This window comes from Serratia sp. B501 (genome assembly GCF_051172315.1).
In the GTDB taxonomy this organism is placed as follows: Bacteria; Pseudomonadota; Gammaproteobacteria; order Enterobacterales; family Enterobacteriaceae; genus Serratia; species Serratia ureilytica.
In genome coordinates this window covers 136,134-158,013 of the sequence record NZ_JBPIZB010000002.1, presented here as the reverse complement: position 1 = coordinate 158,013, position 21,880 = coordinate 136,134, and the positions used below count along the sequence as shown (strand labels likewise).

At 61.5% G+C, this 21,880-nt stretch carries 23 protein-coding genes and 1 other annotated feature; of the genes, 10 read left to right on the top strand and 13 right to left on the bottom strand.

Annotation, left to right across the window (positions count from 1 at the left end; genetic code table 11):
- Positions 1-2 precede the first annotated feature (2 nt).
- Together hisG and hisL are read right to left on the bottom strand one after the other, a co-directional pair.
- Positions 3-902 (bottom strand): ATP phosphoribosyltransferase, encoded by a 900-nt coding sequence (gene hisG / locus ACSBQV_RS07225; RefSeq protein ID WP_015377256.1) that lies wholly within the window; start codon positions 900-902, stop codon positions 3-5.
- A 71-nt stretch (positions 903-973) separates the two neighbouring features.
- Positions 974-1,100, bottom strand: a sequence feature (His leader region).
- Positions 1,076-1,123: a his operon leader peptide gene (gene hisL, locus ACSBQV_RS07220; RefSeq protein ID WP_100396937.1), complete on the bottom strand. Its 48-nt coding sequence runs from the start codon at positions 1,121-1,123 to the stop codon at positions 1,076-1,078. Its footprint overlaps the feature before it by 25 nt.
- A 229-nt stretch (positions 1,124-1,352) precedes the next feature.
- Here hisL and ACSBQV_RS07215 point away from each other — a divergent pair, with 229 nt between their 5' ends.
- Positions 1,353-2,177, top strand: a complete 825-nt coding sequence (locus ACSBQV_RS07215) for an SDR family oxidoreductase (RefSeq protein ID WP_033642487.1) — start codon at positions 1,353-1,355, stop codon at positions 2,175-2,177.
- A gap of 15 nt (positions 2,178-2,192) precedes the next feature.
- Here ACSBQV_RS07215 and ACSBQV_RS07210 read toward each other — a convergent pair whose 3' ends face one another.
- Positions 2,193-3,077, bottom strand: a complete 885-nt coding sequence (locus ACSBQV_RS07210; protein ID WP_099783585.1) for a LysR family transcriptional regulator — start codon at positions 3,075-3,077, stop codon at positions 2,193-2,195.
- 137 nt (positions 3,078-3,214) lie between these two features.
- Between ACSBQV_RS07210 and ACSBQV_RS07205 the strand changes: the two genes are divergently transcribed.
- Complete coding sequence (locus tag ACSBQV_RS07205; RefSeq protein WP_099783587.1) at positions 3,215-4,405, top strand: MFS transporter; 1,191 nt, start codon at positions 3,215-3,217, stop codon at positions 4,403-4,405.
- On the opposite strand, the gene ACSBQV_RS07200 is transcribed toward ACSBQV_RS07205, so the two are convergent.
- Entirely contained in the window at positions 4,396-5,301 is a 906-nt protein-coding gene (locus ACSBQV_RS07200; RefSeq protein WP_099783588.1) for a LysR family transcriptional regulator, read from the bottom strand. The genes ACSBQV_RS07205 and ACSBQV_RS07200 overlap by 10 nt on opposite strands.
- A gap of 249 nt (positions 5,302-5,550) precedes the next feature.
- On the opposite strand from ACSBQV_RS07200, the gene speB reads away from it, so the two are divergent.
- From speB to ACSBQV_RS07180, 4 genes are all read left to right on the top strand, one after another.
- Entirely contained in the window at positions 5,551-6,483 is a 933-nt protein-coding gene (speB, locus tag ACSBQV_RS07195; protein ID WP_046686736.1) for an agmatinase, read from the top strand.
- A gap of 77 nt (positions 6,484-6,560) precedes the next feature.
- Positions 6,561-7,946 (top strand): sodium:solute symporter, encoded by a 1,386-nt coding sequence (locus ACSBQV_RS07190; RefSeq protein WP_099783590.1) that lies wholly within the window; start codon positions 6,561-6,563, stop codon positions 7,944-7,946.
- Between the two features lie 16 nt (positions 7,947-7,962).
- On the top strand, positions 7,963-9,390 hold the full coding sequence (locus ACSBQV_RS07185; protein WP_099783592.1) for a purine-cytosine permease family protein: 1,428 nt from the start codon (positions 7,963-7,965) through the stop codon (positions 9,388-9,390).
- A complete protein-coding gene (locus tag ACSBQV_RS07180) occupies positions 9,387-10,199 on the top strand; it encodes a nitrilase-related carbon-nitrogen hydrolase (protein ID WP_099783594.1) in 813 nt (270 codons plus the stop codon). The genes ACSBQV_RS07185 and ACSBQV_RS07180 overlap by 4 nt, the downstream gene beginning before the upstream one ends.
- Positions 10,200-10,272: 73 nt before the next feature.
- Here the strand turns inward: ACSBQV_RS07180 and ACSBQV_RS07175 are convergent, their stop codons facing one another.
- Together ACSBQV_RS07175 and ACSBQV_RS07170 are read right to left on the bottom strand one after the other, a co-directional pair.
- Positions 10,273-11,256 (bottom strand): magnesium and cobalt transport protein CorA, encoded by a 984-nt coding sequence (locus tag ACSBQV_RS07175; protein ID WP_033642493.1) that lies wholly within the window; start codon positions 11,254-11,256, stop codon positions 10,273-10,275.
- Between the two features lie 11 nt (positions 11,257-11,267).
- Complete coding sequence (locus tag ACSBQV_RS07170; protein WP_099783596.1) at positions 11,268-11,687, bottom strand: GNAT family N-acetyltransferase; 420 nt, start codon at positions 11,685-11,687, stop codon at positions 11,268-11,270.
- Positions 11,688-11,818: 131 nt separating this feature from the next.
- Between ACSBQV_RS07170 and ACSBQV_RS07165 the strand changes: the two genes are divergently transcribed.
- On the top strand, positions 11,819-12,919 hold the full coding sequence (locus tag ACSBQV_RS07165; RefSeq protein ID WP_099817911.1) for a PQQ-dependent sugar dehydrogenase: 1,101 nt from the start codon (positions 11,819-11,821) through the stop codon (positions 12,917-12,919).
- 13 nt (positions 12,920-12,932) lie between these two features.
- Here ACSBQV_RS07165 and ACSBQV_RS07160 read toward each other — a convergent pair whose 3' ends face one another.
- Both ACSBQV_RS07160 and ACSBQV_RS07155 read right to left on the bottom strand, forming a co-directional pair.
- On the bottom strand, positions 12,933-13,553 hold the full coding sequence (locus tag ACSBQV_RS07160; protein ID WP_033642496.1) for a glutathione S-transferase family protein: 621 nt from the start codon (positions 13,551-13,553) through the stop codon (positions 12,933-12,935).
- A 91-nt stretch (positions 13,554-13,644) separates the two neighbouring features.
- On the bottom strand, positions 13,645-14,301 hold the full coding sequence (locus ACSBQV_RS07155) for an HAD family hydrolase (protein ID WP_033642497.1): 657 nt from the start codon (positions 14,299-14,301) through the stop codon (positions 13,645-13,647).
- A 107-nt stretch (positions 14,302-14,408) separates the two neighbouring features.
- On the opposite strand from ACSBQV_RS07155, the gene ACSBQV_RS07150 reads away from it, so the two are divergent.
- Positions 14,409-14,645: a hypothetical protein gene (locus ACSBQV_RS07150; protein WP_099789362.1), complete on the top strand. Its 237-nt coding sequence runs from the start codon at positions 14,409-14,411 to the stop codon at positions 14,643-14,645.
- The gene (locus ACSBQV_RS07145) at positions 14,590-15,612 is read left to right on the top strand and encodes an isopenicillin N synthase family dioxygenase (RefSeq protein ID WP_434991442.1); all 1,023 of its coding nucleotides are present in this window, start codon (positions 14,590-14,592) and stop codon (positions 15,610-15,612) included. Before ACSBQV_RS07150 ends, ACSBQV_RS07145 begins: the two co-directional genes overlap by 56 nt.
- A 59-nt stretch (positions 15,613-15,671) precedes the next feature.
- Here the strand turns inward: ACSBQV_RS07145 and ACSBQV_RS07140 are convergent, their stop codons facing one another.
- Both ACSBQV_RS07140 and ACSBQV_RS07135 read right to left on the bottom strand, forming a co-directional pair.
- Positions 15,672-16,817, bottom strand: coding sequence for a trans-sulfuration enzyme family protein (locus ACSBQV_RS07140; RefSeq protein WP_099783602.1), 1,146 nt, complete (start codon positions 16,815-16,817; stop codon positions 15,672-15,674).
- 12 nt (positions 16,818-16,829) lie between these two features.
- On the bottom strand, positions 16,830-18,197 hold the full coding sequence (locus ACSBQV_RS07135; RefSeq protein WP_099783604.1) for a pyridoxal-phosphate dependent enzyme: 1,368 nt from the start codon (positions 18,195-18,197) through the stop codon (positions 16,830-16,832).
- Between the two features lie 467 nt (positions 18,198-18,664).
- On the opposite strand from ACSBQV_RS07135, the gene ACSBQV_RS07130 reads away from it, so the two are divergent.
- On the top strand, positions 18,665-19,870 hold the full coding sequence (locus tag ACSBQV_RS07130) for a serine hydrolase (RefSeq protein ID WP_033633487.1): 1,206 nt from the start codon (positions 18,665-18,667) through the stop codon (positions 19,868-19,870).
- Positions 19,871-19,973: 103 nt separating this feature from the next.
- Here ACSBQV_RS07130 and ACSBQV_RS07125 read toward each other — a convergent pair whose 3' ends face one another.
- The 3 genes from ACSBQV_RS07125 to ACSBQV_RS07115 all read right to left on the bottom strand — a co-directional run bounded on the left by ACSBQV_RS07125 (position 19,974) and on the right by ACSBQV_RS07115 (position 21,868).
- Complete coding sequence (locus ACSBQV_RS07125; protein ID WP_226772988.1) at positions 19,974-20,465, bottom strand: fimbrial protein; 492 nt, start codon at positions 20,463-20,465, stop codon at positions 19,974-19,976.
- Between the two features lie 19 nt (positions 20,466-20,484).
- Positions 20,485-21,303: a fimbrial protein gene (locus ACSBQV_RS07120; protein WP_033633691.1), complete on the bottom strand. Its 819-nt coding sequence runs from the start codon at positions 21,301-21,303 to the stop codon at positions 20,485-20,487.
- 232 nt (positions 21,304-21,535) lie between these two features.
- On the bottom strand, positions 21,536-21,868 hold the full coding sequence (locus ACSBQV_RS07115; RefSeq protein ID WP_025302211.1) for a hypothetical protein: 333 nt from the start codon (positions 21,866-21,868) through the stop codon (positions 21,536-21,538).
- Positions 21,869-21,880: the final 12 nt, after the last annotated feature.

The window sequence follows — 21,880 nt, the reverse complement described above, 5'->3', positions numbered from 1 at the left end:
CGTTACTCCATCATCTTTTCAATCGGCAGCACCAGAATCGAGCTGGCGCCGAGCGCTTTCAGTTTTTCCATGGTTTCCCAGAACAGGGTTTCGCTGCTGACCATGTGCATCGCCACGCGGTTCTGCGCGCCGGCCAGCGGCAGAATGGTCGGGCGTTCGGCGCCCGGTAGCAGCGCGACGATCTCGTCCAGTTTCTCGCTCGGCGCGTGCAGCATGATGTATTTGGATTCGCGCGCCTGGATCACGCCCTGAATGCGGGTCATCAGGCGGTCAATCAGCTGCTGTTTGGCTTCAGGCATTTCGCCGTCGCGCTGGATCAGGCAAGCTTTGGAGCGGTAGATCACCTCCACTTCGCGCAGGCCGTTGGCCTCCAGCGTGGCGCCGGTAGAGACCAGATCGCAGATGGCGTCGGCCAGGCCGGCGCGCGGCGCCACTTCCACCGAGCCGTTCAGCAGGCAAGATTTGAAGCGCACGCCCTGTTTGTCGAGGTATTGCTTCAGCAGGTGCGGGTAAGAGGTGGCGATGCGGGCGTCCTGCAGGCTTTGCGGGCCAGCGTATTCGGCGTCGAGCGGGGTGGCCAGCGACAGGCGGCAGCCGCCGAAATCGAGGCGGCGCAGGGTGAAGTAGCGCGGGTCTTCACCCTGTGCGCGGCGGCTGAGCAGTTCTTCTTCCAGCACGTTCTCGCCGATGATGCCGAGATCGACCACGCCGTCCATCACCAGACCCGGAATGTCGTCGTCGCGCACGCGCAGGATATCGATCGGCATGTTTTCGGCGAAGGCGATCAGACGCTGCTGCTGCAGGTTGATCTTGATGCCGCAGCGCGCCAGCAGTTCCTGGGATTCATCGCTCAGGCGGCCCGACTTCTGCATTGCGATCCGTAAACGTGTCTTGTCCAGCATGGTAACCTCTGTTTAATCTGTAATTTTATGAATTTATTGTAAAAACTATTCTTTTCTGTCTGTCCGGAGCCAAAAAAAAACCCTCGGAAGAAATCTTCCGAGGGCTCTCTCTTGCGTTCTGCGCGCCACTGGAAGATTAACAAACCGTCTTCCAGCACACATCGCCTGAAAGACTAGTCAGGGTGATGGTGATGATGGTGGTTGAACTGAACGCGTGTCATGGTGTTTTCTCTCAGCAAAAGTCGGTAAAAAACCGTATGGCAATTAAGCTAAACTATCCGCTGTCCGCCGTGCAACTCTTTTTTATCGTCATAAATTTAATTTATTGAAACAGGTTGAGTTATTAGCCACACACGGCTTTACCTAACCTTAAGCCGGTCAGATTGTATCGCCGCGCGCAGTGGCGTAGCCTTAAGGGCAGGGCGCTGCGATCTTCAGGAGAGGAAGAGGATGAAAAAGGTAGCCATTATTGGTCTGGGTTGGTTGGGCATGCCGCTGGCGTTGTCGCTGATGGGCCGCGGGTACGACGTGGTCGGCAGCAAAACCACGCCGGACGGCGTCGAGGCCGCGCGGATGAGCGGCATCGAATGTTATCAGTTGGAGCTGACGCCGGAATTGATCTGCGATCCGGACGATCTGGCGTCGTTGCTGCGCGTGGATGCGCTGGTGGTCACGCTGCCCGCGCGCCGCACCGTCGAAGGCAGCGAGAACTATTTTAATGCGGTGCGCATGCTGGTGGACAGCGCAATGGCTTTCGGCGTGCCGCGGGTGATCTTCACCAGTTCCACCTCGGTGTATGGCGAAACCGCCGGCACGCTGCGCGAAGAGTCGCCGCTGCGGCCGGTCTCGCCGTCCGGCCGGGTATTGGCCGAGCTGGAGCGCTGGCTGCACGAGCTGCCGAATACCTCGGTGGACATTCTGCGCCTGGCGGGGCTGGTGGGCGCCGATCGCCACCCAGGCCGCTTCCTGGCGGGAAAACTCGATGTGAAGGGGGGCTCGCAGGGGGTGAATCTGGTGCATCAGGACGACGTCATCGCCGCCATCCAACTGCTGCTCAAGCTGCCGAAGGGCGGCCACGTGTACAACCTGTGCGCGCCGCGTCATCCGGCCAAGCGCGATTTCTATCCGGCCCTGGCCGAGCAGCTGCACCTGGAGCCGCCGCAGTTTGCCGACGAAGCGGAACAGGATGAGCGGCTGGTGGACGGCAACCGCATCTGCAACGAGCTGGGTTTTGAATACCAGTATCCCGATCCGGCGCGCATGCCGGTCAGTTAAGACGGTATATGTCGTTTAAAGCGGGAAAAGGTGGCTCGTCACAAAGTCGACGAATAACCTGATTTTGACTGACAGGTGGCGGCCCGACGGCCAGAGGACATGAAAAACCATGTTCTCGCGGTTGTAGTCATCCAAAACCGTTACCAGGCTGCCCTGTTCCAGCTGTCTGCGCACGGCGATCTCCGGCAGATAAGCGATGCCCAGCCCTTGTTCCGCGAAGCACACCTGCGGATCGAGGGTATTTGTCACCATGCTGGCTCGCCGTTCGGGGATCATCTCCGTCTTGTCTCCCAGCGGCCAGACATCCAGTTTGCCGGTGCTGGGAAAGCGATAATGCAAACGAGCATGGCTTGTCAGATCCTCGGGCTTGCGCGGCATACCCACTTTGCTGAAATAACCCGGCGCGCCAACGAAAACCTTGCGGCAGGTACCCAGCCGGCGGGCAACCAGCCGTGAGTCGCTCGGGGTTCCGCTGCGGATAACGGCATCGAAACCTTCCTCAATCACGTCAACCAGCCGATCCGAATAATCAATATCCAGCTCGATCTCAGGATAGCGGCGCTTGAAGTCTCCCAGTTTTGGCATGAAAAGCGTGCCCAGCGACGGGAGACTGATGCGCAGCTTGCCCTGAGGCGTTCCCCGCGTTTGCAACAGCTCGGCTTCAGCCTCTTTCACCTCACTCAAAATTCGTCGACACCTTTCCAGAAACAAGGCCCCTTCAGGCGTCAGGTTGACCGTGCGGGTAGAACGGTGAAACAGGCGCACGCTGAGCCGTTCCTCCAGCCGGGCAATGGTTTTGCTGACCGCCGAGGCGGAGATCCCCAGCTGTTGCCCGGCCGCCGTAAAACTACGGCTTTCACTGACCCGGACGAAAACGTCGAGAGAACCCAAGCTTTCCATAGGCTTCCATTTTATTGATGACTTTTTAGTCATGAGTGTTGTTCACTTTAGCCTATTTTTCTTTTATCGGCGAGTGGGCAGCATGATGCAACCGTCATCCGCGATGGGCGGAAACATCTTTGAATGGGGAGTGATTGATGAATCAAACGACGATATCTGCGCCTGCCGGGAGCATCGAGCGGTTGCCGCTGGGGGGCCTGTTGGCATTGGCAATGGCCGCTTTTATCACGCTGCTGACCGAGATCATGCCGGCGGGCGTGTTGTCTTCGATCGCGGGCGATTTGAACGTATCTGAAAGCCTGGCGGGGCAGTTCATCACCGCCTATGCCGTGGGCGCGTTGGTCGCCGCTATTCCGCTCACCGCATTGACGCAAGGCATGCGGCGCCGCCCCTTGCTCTTGAGCGCGATCTGCGGTTTTGCCATCGTTAACTTCGTCACGGCGCTGTCGAACGATTATCACGTCTCATTGGCGACGCGTTTCTTCGCCGGCGTTTTCGGCGGCATCGTTTGGTCTTTGCTGGCTGGTTATGCGGTACGCATGTCACCGGCCCACCTTGGCGGCCGCGCTATTGCGATCTCCGGCGCCGGCGCCACTCTGGCGCTGGTGCTTGGCGTACCGCTCGGCACGTTGCTTGGCCGAGCCATCGGCTGGCAGGGCGCTTTTGGTCTGATGACGTTGATGGCGCTCGTGCTCGTGGCGTGGATCATCGCCATCGTGCCGGATTTCCCCGGTCAGGCTAAGGCGCATCGGCCGTCTCTGAGCGGCGTATTCTTGCAACGGGGGATCCGCGCCGTGCTATTCGTGGTGTTCACCTTTATCGTTGCCCATAACATTCTGTATATCTACCTGGAGCCTTTTCTCAAACCGTCGGGGTTGTCCGAACGGGTCGATATCGTTCTGTTTATCTTCGGGCTGGGCGCGATTGCCGGATTGGGCGTCGCCGGGATGCTGGTCGATCGGCGAGTCCAATCTCTTACGGTGATGAGTATCGTCATCTTTGCTCTCGCTGCCGTGCTGCTGGAGAGTGGGGGACGGATGATCCCGATGGTCTATCTCTCTGTCGCTTGTTGGGGCTTGGCTTTCGGCGGCTTCGCCACCCTCACGCAGACGGCGTTGTCACGCCTTTCCGGCCGTGCGGCCGACGTTGCGCAGTCCATGTATACGACGGGCTGGAATACGGCCGTAGCCGCCGGTGGCGCGTTTGGCGGCATGTTGCTCGATAAGGGCGGGGCACCCTCTTTCGCCTGGGCCATCATCGGATTACTCGTCCTGTCTTTAACCGGCACGCTGTTTGCCATGAATCGGGCGCTGGCCTCTCAGCGATGAGGTGATGGGCGTGCGGCGCGCGCCAAATCCTCCAGCAGCGCGTTCAACGCCTCATCGGGCTGGACGGGGCGGCTGACCAGGCTGAGCGTGGCGCGGTAAGAGAGCGCTGCGCCGCCCAATTGCCGCAGCAGCCCTTGCTCCACCCAGCGCGCCGCATAGTGGGTGGGCAGATAACCGAGACAGGTGCCGCTCAGCACCAGATGGGCGACGCTCTCCATGTGGTGGGCCACCGCGGCCAGATGCGGCGGGGCGATCGGGCACAGCTGCTGCGCCAGCAGGTAGCCGCGTTTGACCCAGCGCGCGTTTTCAATCTGCTCGCGCTCGGGTTCTTCCACCGCGAACAGCGGGTGATCCTCACTGCAATAGATCGCCTGCGTCTCCTCCAGCCACGGCTGATAATGCAACGCCTCCAGCTGCTGGCCAAAGTAGCCGATGCCCAGATCGAGCTGCCGGTGCAGCAGCCCTTGTTCAATCTCGTTCGGTGAACAGATGCGGCACTGCAATTGCACGTCCTGGTGGCGCCGCTGAAAGTGCTTGATGGCCTGACTGAACGGGTTGCCCGGCAGTGAAACCAGATTATCCACCAGGCCGATTTGCAGATCGCCGGTCAGCAGGCCGTTCAGCGACTGGCTGACCCGGGTGAAGTCGCGGGCGGCGTTGAACAAGGAGCGGCAGGCGATCAGCATGCGTTCCCCTTTTGGCGTCAGCCGGAAGCCGGAGCGCCCGCGCTGGCACAGGCGAAAACCCAGTCGCGTTTCCAGCGAGGCCAGATGGGTGCTGATGGTGGATTGGTTCATCAGCAGCGTTTCCTGTGCGGCGCTGACGCCCTGGGCTTCCGCCACCGCGACGAACACCCGCAACAGCTTCAGATCGATATCGCTTAGGTTAGTGAGCATCGCCCCTCCGCAGAACGTCGGCCGCTTAACCCATTTTTAACATCAAAGAAATAGGTGCGGCGCTGAAGATATGGCCTTTCTTATGGCATGAGATTGAAATAAAAATCAACGCTTCAATGGGTTAGTTACATCGTGTTTTTCGATGTTTACATGCAAAAGCGGGAATGGTAGCCGGTGCGGTCAACGGGGTAGTCTGCGAATGTTGCTTAAATGTTTCAATTTATCGCAAGCCCAAGACAAGGAAACGCCATGCTGAACCAACCCCAAAGCGGCAACGACATGCCGCGCTTTGCCGGTCTCCCCACCATGATGCGCCTGCCCGCCGCCGATCAGGCGCGTGGTCTGGACGCCGCCTTTGTCGGCATTCCTCTGGATATCGGCACCTCCAATCGCAGCGGCACCCGCTATGGCCCGCGCCAGATCCGCCAGGAGTCGGTGATGATCCGCCCCTACAACATGGGCACCGGCTCCGCCCCATTCGAACGGCTGCAGGTGGCCGATCTGGGGGACGTCGCCATTAACCCCTACAGCCTGGCGGACAGCGTACGGCGCATCGAGGCGGCTTACCGCGAGATCCTGGCGCACGGCTGCACGCCGTTGACGCTCGGCGGCGACCACACCCTGACGCTGCCGGTGCTGCGCGCCATCGCCCATCGACATGGCCCGGTCGGGCTGATCCACGTCGATGCGCATTCTGACACCAACGAGGAGATGTTTGGCGAACAGCTGGCACACGGCACCACCTTCCGCCGCGCGTTTGAGGAGGGGCTGCTGGCACCGGAAAAAGTGGTGCAGATTGGTCTGCGCGGCAGCGGCTATGCGGCGGATGACTTCGATTGGTCACGGCGCCAGGGCTTCCGCGTGGTGCCGGCCGAAGCCTGCTGGCATCGGTCGCTGACGCCGCTGATGGCGGAGATCCGCGAGCAGATGGGCGATGCGCCGGTTTATCTCAGTTTCGATATCGACGGGCTGGATCCGGCCTTCGCGCCGGGCACCGGCACGCCGGAGGTCGGCGGACTGTCGGTTTGGCAAGGGCTGGAGATCGTGCGCGGCTGCCGTGGGCTGAACCTGATTGGCGGCGACGTGGTGGAGGTGTCGCCGCCTTACGATCGTTCCGGCAATACGGCGCTGCTGGCGGCCAATCTGCTGTTTGAAATGCTGTGCGTGCTGCCGGCCCGCTGAGGCCGGCGTACTGACCCTGCCGGCGGAGCGGTTGCGTCGGGCCCCCTGATAACAATAACAACGGAGTGGAGGTACCCATGAATCTCGATCTGCTGGTTGTGGTGATTTACTTTCTGGTGATAGGCGCGGTGGGGTGGATGGGCATTCGCCGCGCCAACTCCAAAGAGGCGTATCTGGTGGCCGGGCGCAACCTGGGGCCGGGGCTGTATCTGGGCACGCTGTCGGCGGTGGTGCTCGGCGGCGCGTCGACCATCGGCAGCGTCAAGCTCGGCTACACCTACGGCATCTCCGGCGTCTGGCTGTGCGGCGCGCTCGGGCTGGGCATTGTGGTGCTGAGTCTGGTGCTGGCCAAACCGCTGCTCAAACTGAAGCTGTATACCGTCAGCCAGGTGCTGTCGCGGCGGTATCACCCGGCGGCGCGGGTCACCAGCGGCGCGATCATGCTGGCGTATGACCTGATGGTGGCGGTGACCTCGATCATCGCCATCGGCAGCGTGATGCAGGTGATGTTCGGCCTGTCGTTCAGCGCGTCTATCCTGCTCGGCGGCGGGCTGGTGGTGCTGTATTCGACGCTGGGGGGCATGTGGTCGCTGACGCTGACCGACATCATTCAGTTCATCATCATGACCGTCGGCATGATGCTGGTGCTGATGCCGATGAGTATCGTCAAGGCCGGCGGCTGGGAGGCGTTCACCAGCCTGCTGCCCGCCGGTTACTACCAGCTGTCGTCGATCGGGCTGGATACTATTCTGGTATTTTTCCTGATCTACTTCTTCGGCATTTTGATCGGTCAGGACATCTGGCAGCGGGTGTTCACCGCCCGTAGCGCCAATGTGGCGCGCTTCGCCGGGCTGGGGGCGGGCGTCTATTGCGTGCTGTACGGCGTGACCGGCGCGCTGATCGGCATGGCCGGCAAGATCGTGCTGCCGTCGCTCAGTAATACCGACGGCGCCTTCGCCGCCATCGCGCAGGCGGTGTTGCCGGTTGGCGTCAGCGGGCTGGTGGCCGCGGCGGCCCTGGCGGCGCTGATGTCCACCGCCAGCGCCTGCCTGCTGGCGTCTTCGACCATCGCGCTGGAGGACGTGCTGCCGGTCATCCGCCGTAAACCTTCTGGCGGGCTGGCCGCCGGGCGCTTCACCACGCTTTTCATGGGCGCGGTCATGCTGGGGCTGGCGTTTGTGGTGCGCGACGTGCTGGCGGCGCTAACGCTGGCTTACAACCTGTTGGTGGGCGGCATGCTGATCCCGTTGGTGGGGGCTATTTTCTGGCCGCGCGCCACCAGCGCCGGCGCCATCGCCAGCATGCTGACCGGCAGCCTGTGCGTGGTGGGGCTGATGATCTGGCACGGCATCGACGCCAACAGCCCGATCTACGGCGGTCTGCTGGGCGGCGGCGTCGCCTTCGTGCTGGGCAGCCTGCTGAGCCGCCCGGCGCCGCAGCTGCAGACCCAAACCGAGCGTTGAAACGACGAGGTGGGACATGCACAATCGCAATGTGGCGCCACGCCCAAAAATTGAAGTGCGCTCGATAGACTATGTGCCCCGTCACGAGCGGCATGGCAAGGTTTGGCATCAGGCGCCGTTTTGGTTCACCGGTAATTTCGTTTTGACGACGATGGTGGTCGGTTTCACCGGCCCGGCGTTGGGGTTGGGCGCGCTTTATTCGATGCTGGCCATTGTCGTCGGCGTGGGGTTCGGCACGTTCTTCATGGCGTGTCATGCCAATCAGGGGCCGCGCATGGGGCTGCCACAGATGATCCAGTCACGGGCCCAATTCGGCCTGCGTGGCGCCATCGTTCCCTTTGCCGCCGTGGTGTTTGTTTACATCGGTTTCAACGTGTTCAACGTTATTCTCGCGACCGATGCGATCAACACGGTATTGCCGGGTCACCGTCCGCCTTGGTATGCGTTACTGATCGCGGTGGCCGTGCTGTTGGCGATCGTCGGCCACGATATGCTGCATGCGGTGCAGCGCTGGCTGACCTATGTGATGATGGCGGTGTTCGGCGTGTTGACGGTCGGCGCCGTGTTGTCGCTGCGGATGGACGCTGTCGTCGGCGCCGGGCATTTCTCGTGGGCGGCCTTTTTGATTCAGCTGTCGGCCGCCGCCGGCTACCAGATCAGCTACGCGGTGTACGTTTCCGACTACTCGCGCTATTTGCCGCATGAAACGCCGTCGGCCAACGTGATCTTTTGGACTTATCTGGGGGCGGCCGGATCGGCGCTTTGGCTGATGTCGCTGGGCGCGTTTCTGGCCTCAGCCTTACCGGCTCCCGATGCGATCGGCAGCGTACAGGCGGTGGGGAATGGCATCTATCCGGGGTTCGGCACGCTGGCTGTGCTTATCGCCGTGCCTTCGCTGGTCGGCATCATGGCGGTCAACTGTTATGGCGCAATGCTGACCAGCCTCAGCGCGATTGACGCGTTCCGTAAAGTGACGCCAACGTTGAAATTACGCATGGCCGGCATCGGCGTCGTCGCTCTGACGGTGTTCGCGGTGGCGTTGGCTATCCCGGCGAGCTATCTCGCCAGCTTCAATACCTTCGTGCTGCTGATGCTGTATTTCCTGGTGCCCTGGACGGCGGTGAATCTGATGGACTTTTACGTGGTGCGCGGCGGGCATTACGCGATCGGTGAAATCTTCAACCCGGCGGGGATCTACGGCCGTTGGGGCGGCTCCGGTCTGACGGCCTACGCGATCGGCCTGCTGGCGATGGTGCCGTTCATGACGTTGGGCTTTTACACCGGCCCCTTTGCTGTTTTACTGGGCGGCGCGGATATCGCTTTTCTGATCGGTCTGCTGGTGGCCGGGAGCGTTTATGTCGTCATGTGCCGAAAGCTCGATCTTGAGGCCGAACGGCGGGTGGCGTTGCGCTGCGAGGGGTTATTGGAAGGAGAACAGGAGTGAAGGAAAAAATCAGCGTCGCATGCTGCCAGTTGGCGCTGCGGGTAGGGGAAGCGGAACATAATCGGGCGCTGTCCGCCCAGGCGATCCGCCGGGCAACGCAGCGCGGTGCCAACGTCATCGTGTTGCCGGAGTTGGTGAACAGCGGCTATGTGCTGCGCGACAAGGCGGAGGCGCGGGCGTTGGCCGAAGCCGAAGATGGGCCCAGCCTCAGCCTGTGGTGTGCCCTGGCGCGCGAGCTGGATGTGGCGATCGTCGCCGGTTTTTGCGAGCGCCTGCCCGAGGGTGAGGTGGCCAACAGCGCGGCGTTGATCGATGCGCAGGGAGTGAGGGCGATTTATCGCAAAGCGCACCTGTGGCATGAAGAGAGTTCGATCTTTACCGCCGGCGATCGGCCGCCGCCGGTCGTCGAGACGCGCTTTGGCCGGTTGGCGGTGATGATCTGTTACGACCTCGAGTTTCCGGAGTGGGTGCGCTTGCCTGCGTTGGCCGGTGCTCAGCTGCTGTGCGCGCCGGTCAACTGGCCGCTGGCGCCGCGCCCGCAGGGCGAACGGCCGGCGGAGATGGTGAAGGCCCAGGCCAACGCCGCCGTCAATCGGCTGTTCATCGCGGTGTGCGATCGTTGCGAAACGGAGCGCGGCGTTGCGTGGATCGGCGGTTCGGTGATCGTCGACGCCGACGGCTATCCGTTGACGCAGAGCCTGACAGGCGAAGGCATGGTGCTGGCATCGATGGATATCGGCGCGGCCGATGACAAGCACATCGGCCGCCACAATCACGTGCATCGCGATCGGCGGCCGATGCTGTATTGAAGCGGCGGGGCGGCCGGTGATCCCAGCCGCCCCGCGATCGTTTTCGTCGGCGGGAAAAGCGCCGTTCAGGCGCTTACAGCCAGCCCGATTTCTTCAGTTTCTGATACAGGAAAATGCAGCCGACGGCGGTCACTCCCAGCGTGGCGTGATAGGCCCACGGGAACTTCAGTTCCGGCATGTCGGCGAAGTTCATCCCGTACAGGCTGAAGACCACCGTCGGGATGGCCAAGATTGCCCCCCAACCCGCCAGCCGTTTCACCACTTCGTTTTGTTTGACCGTCACCAGCGCCAGGTTGACGTGCATGGCGTTGGTCAGCATTTCGCGCATGTCGTCGATATTGCTGACCACCTGATGGGCGTGATCTTGCACGTCGCGCACGTAGGCGCGCAGCTCTTTCGGGATCACCTCTTCGTGCAGGCGGATCAGCTGGTTGCAGATTTCATCCATCGGCAGCGCGGCGTTGCGCAGCGCCAGCAGATGGCGGCGCAGGGTATAGACGTTCTCGATCGCCGCCTGATCGAATTCAGACTGAAACATGTTGGCTTCAATGTTCTCGATGGTGCTCTCGAAGCGTGCCACCACGCTGCGGTAGTTATCCACCACGAAGTCCAACACCGAATAGAGGGCGAAGCCCGGCCCGCGGCACATCTGCTTGTGGTTCTCTTCCGCCTTGGCGCGGATCGGCGCGTAACTGGGCGAAGCGCCGTGGCGCACCGTCACCAGAAAGTTTTTGCCGACGAAGAAGTGGGTTTCGCCATATTCGATTTCGTCGTGCTCGCCCCACTGCGCGGTTTTCACCACGATGAACAGCGAGTCGCCGTAGGTCTCCAGCTTCGGCCGCTGGTGCGCGCACAGCGCGTCTTCGATCGCCAAATCGTGCAGCCCGAACTCCTCCTGCACCTTGCGCATAAACGCCGGCTCCGGCTGCCTTAATCCCAGCCAGATGAAGGTGTCGGGCTGTTTGACCACCTCGCTGATATCGTCGATGGTCACTTCGCCCAGCCGTTGGCCGGCTTTGTACGCCACACAGTTCACCACCATGCTTTTGCTGTCCATCCGTCCATCCATTAATCAGTCAGCGTTTTGGTAAGTAAATAACACTCATGTTCTACCGGATACTCTTTCAGCGTCATTTGCAGCTGATAGCCGAGCTTTTCGTAGAACGGCCGCGCCTGAAAGCTGAAGGTGTCGAGGCGGGCGTAGCGGCAGCCGCGCGCCTGCGCCTCGTGCTCGGCGGCGCGCATCAGCCGACCGCCGAGGCCGCTGCCGCGCTGGGTATCCGCCACCCATAGCCACTCGACGCTCAGCCAGTTGCCCCAGGTTTCGGCGGTCAGGCCGCCGATCACCGTACCGGCCTCGTCGCGCGCATAGACGCTGAGCGGCTTGCGGTGGCTGGCGTCGATATGCGGCAGGTTGTAAGCGCGCAGGCCTTGCCTGATCGCATCGAGGGTGTGTTCGTCAATCGCGTCGGTAACGGTAATGTCCATTTTTCCTCCTGAGTAATGGATTAACTTAAGCACATGGCGGCTAAAAGGCAATCCGTTGAAATGTAATGTAAACGTCCATTCCGACGGACTGGACTACACTAAACGGGTCATTTTATCTTCAGGAGGACGCCATGCCCCGATTGACTCTGCTGACCTGTTTGCTGCTGTGCAGCGGCCTGCTGCACGCCGCGCCGACGGTCAGCCAATTGCAGGACGGCCTGGAACACCCGTGGTCGCTGGCCTTTTTGCCGGCGGAACAAGGCCTGCTTATCACCGAGCGGCCCGGCCGGCTGCGGCTGTGGCAGCAGGGCAAAGGCCTGTCGCCGCCGATCGCCGGCGTGCCGCAGGTTTACGCCGAGGGGCAGGGCGGTCTGCTGGAGGTGTTGCCGGCCCCCGACTTCGCCGCCAGCCGCCGGGTGTACCTCAGCTTCGCCGAACCGGGCGAGGGCGGCAAAGCCGGCACGGCGGTCGGCTATGGTCGTCTGAGCGACGATGGCGCGCGGCTGGAAAACTTCAAGGTGATCTTCCGCCAACTGCCCAAGCTGTCGGTCGGCAATCACTTCGGTGGCAAGCTGGCGTTCGACCGGCAGGGCTACCTGTTTATCGCGCTGGGCGAAAACAACCAGCGGCCGACGGCGCAGGAGACCGACAAGCTGCAGGGCAAGCTGGTGCGGTTGACCGCCGAAGGCGCAGTGCCGCCGGACAACCCCTGGGTCGGCCAGGCCGGCAAACGGCCGGAAGTTTGGTCCTACGGCCACCGCAATCCGCAAGGGCTGGCGCTGAACCCGTGGAGCGGTGCGATCTGGGAACACGAGCACGGCCCGCGCGGCGGCGATGAGCTCAACCTCCCGCAGCCGGGTAAAAACTACGGCTGGCCGCTGGCCACCTACGGCATCAACTATTCCGGCCAGCCGATCCCCGAGGCGAAGGGGGAGCGGGTGCCCGGCACCGAACAACCGCTCCACTATTGGCGGGTTTCGCCCGGCCTCAGCGGCATGGCGTTCTATGATGGGCAGCGCTTCCCCGCCTGGCGGCACTCGCTGTTCATCGGCGCACTGGCGCAAAAGGCACTGATTCGCCTGACGCTGAAGGGGGACAAGGTGGTGGCGGAAGAGCGGCTGCTGGGCGATCGCGGCGAACGCATCCGCGAGGTGCGCAGCGGGCCGGATGGCTACCTGTATCTGCTGACGGACGAACGGGACGGCAAGCTGCTGAAGGTCGGGGCGTCGTAACGCCCCGCACACGTCAGGTGAGTGCGCTCATCACGCCGCGCTGGTAGGCCGGGCGTGCGCGCAGTTGCTGATACCAGCGCTCCATGTTCGGCCGCGGGCGGCGGGCAATCGGCATTTCGAACCAGGCGTAGGCGAAGCTGCCGAGCGGGATATCGCCGAAACCGAACGCGCCGCCGGAGAGGTAAGGCTGGTGCGCCAGCGTCTGTTCGATGACGTCGAAGTGTTTTTCCAGCGTGGCGATCGCCGTTTCGATTTTCGCCATGTCGCGCAGCTCCGGCGCGGTGCGTATCAGGCCCCAAAAGACGATGGTGAAGGCCGGGACAATCGTCGAGGTGGTCCAGTCCATCCATTTCTCGGCGGCGGCGCGCGCCTGCAGATCTTGCGGATAGAACGTCGCGTCGCCGAATTTCGCCGCCAGGTAGCGCACGATGGTATTGGACTCCCACAGCACGAAGTCATCGTCCTGCAGCAGCGGCACCAGGCCGTTCGGGTTCAACGCGCGGTAACTCTCTTCGTTGACTTTGCCGAACGCCCCGCCGGCGTTGATGTGGGTGTAGTTGAGCCCCAATTCGGCGGCGCACCACAGCACCTTCCTGACGTTGTTCGAATTCTCACGACCCCAAATGGTCAGCATGGGATAACTCCGTTAGCGGATAATAAGGACCCTCTATACCTACGCCACAACGCGCTTTTTGTCACACCGCAGGGCACTTTTTGTCTGCCGCTCAGCGTTCCCAGCGGCACACTTCCCAGCCGCGCTCCGCCGCCAGCGCGCTCAGTTCGCTGTCGGGGTTGATCACCGTGGCGCTGTCGACGAATTGCAGCATCGCCTTGTCATTGAGAGAGTCGCTGTAGCCGTGGCTGTGCTCGAACTTCAGGTGCGGGTGCTGCGCCAGCCAGTGCTGCAGGCGGATCACCTTGCCCTGTTGATAGGTCATGGTGCCGTAGGTGTTGCCGGTGAAGCGGCCATCGCTGATTTCCACGCCGATCGCCAGCGCATCGTCGGCGCCGAGCTGTTCGGCGATCGGCGCCACCAGATGCTCGCCGGTGGCGGAGATCACCAGGATGCAGTCGCCGCGTTCGCGGTGCCACTGCAGGCGTTCGCGGGCGGCGGGATAGACGCGCGGCAGGATATCGCGACGGATGTAACGCTGCACCCAGCCGGCCACGGTTTGCACGCTCAGGCCGGCCAGCGGCGCCAGCGTGGCCTGCATGTAGTCCTCCATCGACAGTTTGCCCTGATAATAGAGCTGCATCAGCTGCTGCTCCTGCAGTTCCAGCTCCGCCGGCGCGAACCCCTGGCCGACCAGCCAGCGGATCCACAGGCTGGCGCTGTCATCGTCAATCAGGGTTTCATCCAGGTCGAATAAGGCTAAATCCATCAGTATTTCTCCGGCAGGCAGGGTATGAGGTCGTTTACAGGATAGCGGATAGCGCACGTCGCCAGCCAGCGGCGTCGGCGAAATTGCGCAGAGCATAAGAAACATTGATGACGGTTTTGCGACAGTTTGTTGAACGTTTGCATAACTTAGAACGCAACAATATTGGCCGCTCCGGCGAGCGCGGTGATAACTATGAAGCAAATGCAGCTACCCGCTGGGGAGTGACAATGTTGATTATTCGCCTGTATGGCAGCCCGATCGTGATCGGGGAAGAAGAGGAACCGCATGATGACGCACCTGACGACGCTGAAGACGCTGCCGCTGCTGGATCTTTCGCAGCTTGACGGCGATGCGCGCCGGCGGCGCGCCTTTCTCGACGATCTGCGCGCGGCGGCCCGCGACGTCGGTTTTTTCTATCTGCGCGGCCATGGCGTGGACAGTGCGCTGAATGCGCGGCTGCAGCAGGGCGCGCGGCAATTTTTCGCGCTGCCGGAAGCCGACAAATTGGCGGTGCAGATGGTGCATTCGCCGCACTTTCGCGGTTACAACCGGGCGGCGGCGGAGCTGACGCGTGGCCAGCCGGACTGGCGCGAGCAGTTCGATATCGGCGCCGAACGCCCGGCGCTGACGCTGTCTGACGACACCCCGCGCTGGGCGCGCCTGCAGGGGCCAAACCAGTGGCCGGCGGCGCTGCCGACGCTGAAACCGCTGCTGCTGCAGTGGCAACAGGTGATGACCGCCATGTCGCTGCGGCTGCTGCGCGCTTTCGCTTTGGCGCTGTCGCTGCCGGAGCAGGCGTTCGATCGCTTGTACGGCGAGAAGCCCAACGAACACATCAAACTGATTCGCTACCCGGGGCGGGACGCTACCGGCAGCGCACAGGGCGTCGGCGCGCACAAGGACTCCGGCTTTCTCAGCTTCCTGCTGCAGGACGCGCAAAAAGGGCTGCAGGTGGAGGTGAGCGAAGGGCGGTGGATTGACGCCCAGCCGCGTGAGGATACCTTTGTGGTGAACATCGGCGAGCTGCTGGAACTGGCGACCAATGGCTACCTGCGCGCCACGGTGCACCGGGTGGAAACGCCGCCTGCGGCGCGCGACAGGCTGTCGATCGCGTTCTTCCTCGGCGCGCGCTTGGACGCAGTGGTGCCGCTGTATCAACTGCCGCCGCAGCTGGCGGCGCAGGCTCGGGGTCCGGCCAGCGATCCGCTCAACCCGCTGCTGCGCGACGTGGGGTATAACTACCTGAAAGGCCGCATCCGTTCCCACCCCGATGTGGCACAGCGCTTTTATCGGGACGTCATCGGCGTCTGAACATCCGGCACAAAAAAGCCCGGCGCGTCGGCCGGGCTGATGGCGATTGATTCGGGCGATTATTCCGCCAGCGCCTGCTGCAGATCGGCGATCAGATCTTCCACATCCTCAATCCCCACCGACAGGCGCACCAGCTGCGGCGTGATGCCGGTTGCCAGGCGCTGTTCCAGCGGAATGGAGGCGTGCGTCATGCTGAACGGCTGGCTGATCAGGCTTTCCACGCCGCCCAGGCTTTCCGCCAGGGTGAACAGGCGCGAACGCTGGATGACCCGGCGCGCATAGGCGTCGTCGCCTTTCAGCCGTACCGAGATCATGCCGCCGAAGCGCGTCATCTGGCGTGCCGCCAGCTCATGCTGCGGATGGCTCGGCAGGCCGGGGTAATAGACGTTTTCCACCTGCGGTTGGCTCTCCAGCCACTGGGCGATGCGCAGCGCGCTGTCGCTGTGGCGCTGCATGCGCAGCGCCAGAGTGCGAATGCCGCGCAGCGTCAGGAAGCTGCTGAACGGATCGAGAATGCCGCCGACCGCGTTTTGCAGGAAACCGAGCTGTTCCGCCAGCGCCAGGTTATTCCCCACCGCCGCGACGCCCGCCACCACATCGGAGTGGCCGTTAAGGTATTTGGTGGCGGAGTGCACCACAACGTCAAAGCCCAGATCCAGCGGACGTTGCAGATACGGCGAGGCGAAGGTGTTGTCCGCCACGCTGATGAGCTGATGCTTTTTGGCGATCGCGGCGATGGCGCTCAGATCCGCCAGCTTGAGCAGCGGGTTGGTCGGGGTTTCGACCCAGATCATTTTGGTATCCGGCTCGATCGCCTGTTCCAGCCCGGCGAGATCCGCCGGCGACACGTAAGTCACGCGCAGGCCGGCGGTGCGGCTGCGCACTTTTTCCAGCAGGCGATAGGTGCCGCCGTACAGGTCGTCTACCGCGATCAGGTGGCTGTCTTTATCGAGCAGCTCCAGCACCGTGGAGCAGGCCGCCAGACCGGAGGCGAAGGCGTAGCCGCGGCTGCCGCCTTCCAGTTCGGCGATGGCGCTTTCCAGCGCGGTGCGCGTCGGGTTGGCGCTGCGGGAGTATTCGTAGCCGGTATGTTCGCCCGGCGCCGGTTGGGCGTAGGTGGAGGTGGCGTAAATCGCCGGCATCACTGCGCCGGTCACGTCCGGGGTGTAACCGGCGTGAACGGTCAACGTATCAAACTTGGCCATAATGGATCCTTATTAACGTAATTTTTGGCGCCAGGCGTTAAGCACGTCTGTGCGGGTAATCAGGCCGAGGAAGCGCTCGCCGTCGAGCACCACCGCGACGTGGCCATGGTTGAAGGTGGCCTGTAATTCCTCGTAGCCGGCTTCCTTTTGCAGCGTCTGGACCTGCTTGGTCATCGCGCTGCCGGCCGGCAGGCTGAAGTGGGCGGCGTCGGCCTGGACGGCGTTCAGCAGATCCCACTCATCGATCAATCCGACCACCCGATCGCCTTCCAGCACCGGTAGCTGCGAGATGTCGTACAGCCGCATGCGGGCGTGCACGATCGCCAGCGTGTCGTCCGGCGCGGCGGAAACGGCGGCGCCTTCGTCGTGGCGATAAGCGATCAGATCGCGCAGATCGCCGTGCTGCGGTTTGCTCAGCAGGCCCTGCTCCAGCATCCAGTGGTCGTTATACATTTTAGACAGGTATTTGTTGCCGCTGTCGCAAACGAAGGTCACGACCCGCTTGGGTTCGGTTTGCGCGCGGCAGTAACGCAGAGCGGCGGCCAGCAGGGTGCCGGTGGAGGAGCCCGCCAGCACGCCTTCCTTGCGCAGCAGATCGCGCGCGGTGGTGAAGGCTTCTTCATCGTCGATGCGGTAAGCGTGGCGCACCTGGTCAAAGTCGCTGAGCGGCGGGACGAAGTCTTCGCCGATGCCTTCCACCAGCCAACTGCCCGCTTCGCCGATTTGGCCGTGGTCGAGATAGTCCGCCAGGATAGAGCCGGCAGGGTCGGCCAGCACGAATTCCGTCTGCGGCGAAACCTCGGAGAAATAGCGGCTCAACCCGCCCAGCGTGCCGCCGGAACCGACGCCGACCACGATGGCGTCCACGTCATGATCCATCTGCCGCCACAGTTCGGGCGCGGTGGTGGTGGTATGGGCCGCCGGGTTGGCCGGGTTGTTGAACTGATCGATATAAAAGGCGCCGGGGATCTCCCCAGCCAGGCGTTTAGCGTAATCCTGATAATAAGCCGGGTGCCCCTTGCCGACGTCCGAACGGGTCAGCAACACCTCTACCCCCAGCGCGCGCAGGTGGAAGATCTTTTCGCGGCTCATCTTGTCCGGCACCACCAGCAGCAGCTTATAGCCTTTCAGCGCCGCCACCAGCGCCAACCCCAGGCCGGTATTGCCGGCGGTGGCTTCGATGATGGTGCCGCCCGGCTGCAGTTTGCCGTCGCGCTCGGCCTGCTCGATCATCGACAGCGCCACGCGGTCTTTGATCGAACCGCCGGGGTTTTGGTTCTCCAGCTTGACGAACAGCCGGCACGGGCCGGTATCAAACTGGGTCAGTTCCAACATCGGGGTATTGCCAATCATCTCGATGACGGAATGGGGGATCGCCATGACTCATCTCCAGGATTATTCGGTATAAAAGTCGTTGTGCGGATGATAGCGCTGAGGATAAGCGCTTTAAAAAGAACAAATAACGGTTCTATATGCCATTATGGAATATATTAATCTTTTTTAGACGTATGGAAGCGCAGATGTTTAGCGGTGCAGATGCTTGGCCGTTTAGCCGTGGATGGGGGCGAAAGTGCGCGTCTCGATGCTTTTTTGAACGATAAGTGCGTGCCTGCGTACAGTTATGTAAAAATGCTGAAAATTCACGCTAAACCCTGCAAAAATAAGATAAATCACATAAACTCACAGCAAGGGCATTTTCGGTGTGTTGTGTTACCCGCTACGGGCGCCGCAGGGGGTTGCGGCCGGCACGCGCGCACCGGGCCACTCTCGCTGGTTGGCTTAAAACGTGAACATGTTTGAAAGTTAACGCTATTTCAATGGTTTTGAATGGACACTCTGGCGACGTCATGATGAAAAAAAACTTATCCACTTCCCTGAAAAAATTGACCTTCAGCGTAGGCATCCTGTTGCTGGCCGCCCCGGCCGTACACGCGGCCGAGCCGCCGGCGCCGCCGCAGGTAGACGCCAAGGCCTTCATTCTGATGGACTACAACAGCGGCAAGGTGCTGACCGAAGGCAATGCCGACACCCGTCTCGATCCCGCCAGCCTGACCAAGATCATGTCCAGCTACGTGATCGGCCAGGCGATCAAGGCCGGCAAGATCAAGCCGGAAGACATGGTCACCGTCGGCAAAGACGCCTGGGCGCCCGGTAACCCGGCGCTGCGCGGCTCTTCGCTGATGTTCATCAAGCCGGGCGATCAGGTGCCGGTGCTGGAACTGAATAAGGGCATCGTGATCCAGTCCGGCAACGACGCCAGCATCGCGCTGGCGGACTACGTGGCGGGCAGCCAGGATTCGTTCGTCGGCCTGATGAACAACTACGCCAAATCCCTGGGCCTGCAGAATACCCACTTCCTGACGGTGCACGGCCTGGATGCGGAAGGGCAGTACAGCACCGCGCGCGACATGGCGCTGTTGAGTCAGGCGCTGATCCGCGACGTGCCGGACGAATACGCGCTGCATAAAGAGAAAGAGTTCACCTTCAACAAGATCCGCCAGATTAACCGCAACCGTCTGCTGTGGAGCAGCAACCTGAACGTTGACGGCATCAAGACCGGCTACACCAGCGGCGCCGGTCACAACCTGGTGGCGTCCGCCACCGACGGCCCGATGCGCCTGATCTCGGTGGTGCTGGGCGCGCCGAGCGATCGCGTGCGCTTTAGCGAAAGCGAAAAGCTGTTGACCTGGGGCTTCCGCTTCTATGAAACCGCGACGCCGATCAAGGCCGATAAACCGTTCGTCACCCAGAAAGTGTGGTTCGGCGACGTCAGCGAAGTGCCGCTCGGCGTGGCGAAAGACGCCTCGGTCACCATTCCGAAAGGGCAGATGAAAAACCTGAAGGCCAGCTACAAGCTGACCCAACCGACGCTGGAAGCGCCGCTGGCGAAAAACCAGGTGGTCGGCACCATCGATTTCCAACTGGACGGCAAAACCATCGAGCAGCACCCGCTGGTGGTGATGCAAGAGGTGAAAGAGGGCAACTTCTTCAGCCGCATCTGGGATATGGTGATGATGAAGCTGAGCCAGTGGTTCGGCGGGATCTTCGGCTGAATAGCCTGATGTGAGGAGCGCCCCGGGCGCACCATCCTCGACCAAGCCGCAACGGAGACGTTGCGGCTTTTTTTATTTTCAGTATCCGGCCGAAGCGGCGCTATTAAAAATAGTCCACCAGCATGGTGGCGCCGCTGGAGAAGTCGCCTTCCGCCAGGGTGACGGCGCTGTTTTTCACCGGCACTGCATCAAGCGTCGGCGGATTGGCGTAGTCGATGTTCAGCGGCGTATTGATGGCGAAGGCCTTACCGTTGGCCAACAGCTTGATGCCCAATCCAGTGACGCTGCTGGTCAACACGCTGTTGTCAAAGGCCGCCGCGCTGCCCATGATCTTCATTTTCAACTGGCGGCTGTTATCCAGAAACTCGCATTTGATGCTGTAATCGATGCGTTGCATATAGCGGCTGCCGTCGATGCGTTTGATGCCGACCTTGCCGAAGTCGATATCGATGGTGCGCCCGTCGTTGATCACGCAAGGCGGAGGCGCCACCACGGTGGCGGTGATGTTGACTTTGGTGCCCTGATCGGCGGCCTGAGCGGCCGAGCTAATCAATTCCAGCGCCAACAGCAGGGCGCAGCCCGTTTTTATCGTCATGTTCATTCTGGCTCCCGTCTCAAGGTGCGCTGAAGATCAGCGTGGCCGAGCCCGACAGCGGACCGGTGGCGATGCTGGTGTAAGGGACATTGTTCTTCACCGGCACAAAGGTGACGGTGTCGTTGCCCAGACCGTTGACGATGCGCGTTCTGAAGGCATTGTTGGGCTTTACCACCGCGCCGTTGTGCACCATTGCCACGCCGACGTTAGGGTTGGTGGTCTTGATAAAATCGCTGGAGAAGCCGCTGGCGTCGCTGACCATCCGGATCAGAATATCCTGCGTCGCACTCTGATCATCGCACTGGTAGCTGAGCGCTTTGTCCTGTTTGATCTGGGCGTCGTTGGCGCTCTGGGTCAGGAAGTCCTGGCGGATCTGACCAAAATCAACATTAATTTGCTGGCCGTTGTTGATGGTGCAACTGGTGGTGACGAAGTAGGCGTCGTTGTCGGCGATCAGGCGCCAGCGATAAACGCCGCACTGTGGGCAGCCCGGTTGATCGTTGGTCTGAATAAAGTTGATTTGGCCGATGACGTCACCCTTATTCACCTTGATGTCCGGCGTTGGGAAACGGTTCAACACGATATAGACCCGGATGGCGACAGACTGGGTCTGCAAGCCGGTGAGGCTGAGTACGCTGATGCCGGCAGGCACCGGGGAGTTATAGTCGCTGCCGTTGATGGTCGTGCCGCTGCCGATCGAGCCAAAAATCGCGCCGTTCATCGACAGCGCCGGGCTATCGGTTTTGAGATAGTCGTACCAGCTCGCGACGTCGTTTTTACAGGTGACCTGGCTGACGTTGACGATTTCGTTTTTGCCATAAGAAAGCTGCGGCCCGATGCGAACCCGGACGTCAACCGGCGTGGCCGATCCCCCCGGGGGAATAAGTCCGCCATCGGACGTGCGGCAAGTAAATGCGTTGGCGTTGCCAAACAGCAGGAAGAAAGAGAGTGCCAGGCAGCAACGTAAAAATAGCAGGGCTGTTTTTCTCACGATAATATCCCGATATATATAAATGGTGTGCGGCGTTACTCCGCAATGAAATATTGCCAATCAGGCCGGCTGGCCATATTTATTCCGTTAAAGGAGAGTGAGATGCATCTTTGTTGGGTATGCCGTTGTTATCGCCACCGTCCAGCAACGCGGTGGGATACCACCTCAACGAGTTGTTGATGGAGCCGTCCGTCACAATCACTTCTTGTCGGGCGACAAGATCCAATAACAGCCGTCGAGCCCGGTAAACACCGACGTTGACGGCATTGGCCAGTTGCCGTGTCGAGAGCCACTGCTGCTGTGGCGGCGGCCCGGCGACGGGACATTGACGGGGCGATTGCGCGAATAATGTTTGCAGCAGATCGTGCTGCAATTGCCGTATTTCCTTTTGTTTCGGAGATAACGCTTCCATAGCACTTCCTCT